The 410-nt window shown below is 45.6% G+C and carries 1 pseudogene; it reads right to left on the bottom strand.

The features are described from left to right. Positions 1-335: pseudogene (locus HQ50_RS01125) on the bottom strand (fimbrial assembly protein); the annotation flags it as partial. Between the last annotated feature and the right edge of the window lie 75 nt (positions 336-410).

The raw sequence follows: 410 nt of genomic DNA, 5'->3' as shown, positions 1-410 counted from the left end.
CTGCCGGCATCGGGAGCCGGGCTCACATTCAAAGATGTACCCCAAGGCATCCACCCGGCGATCTGCGGCCATGCGCCATCATTGGAGCTAACCGGATTATCAGGCTTCGTGGGCAGGGGTTTTATCACATAGGTATCTTTGTCGAAATTCACATATCTGTACCTATAATGAGCCAAATTACCTCCGTTGGCAGCAGGCAGTATCTGAAATTTCTCGCTTAAAGTAATATTGAGCTCTATCTTGGCAACAGCACGCACAAGCTGAACATTATCCAAAAGATAATCGGTCGTAAAATCATGGGTTTTATTTCCGGACATCAAGAAAGGAGAGGCCATATTCAAAGACCATGGCTGTGAAATTGTCTTCTTTACATTCTGCAACCCATTTTCTGTGGTTATGACATCAAGTGC

The sequence above is a fragment of the Porphyromonas sp. COT-052 OH4946 genome, from assembly GCF_000765965.1.
GTDB classification, from domain to species: Bacteria; Bacteroidota; Bacteroidia; order Bacteroidales; family Porphyromonadaceae; genus Porphyromonas; species Porphyromonas gulae.
The sequence above is the reverse complement of the archived record's forward strand: the minus strand, read 5'-3'. Positions and strand labels throughout refer to the sequence as shown.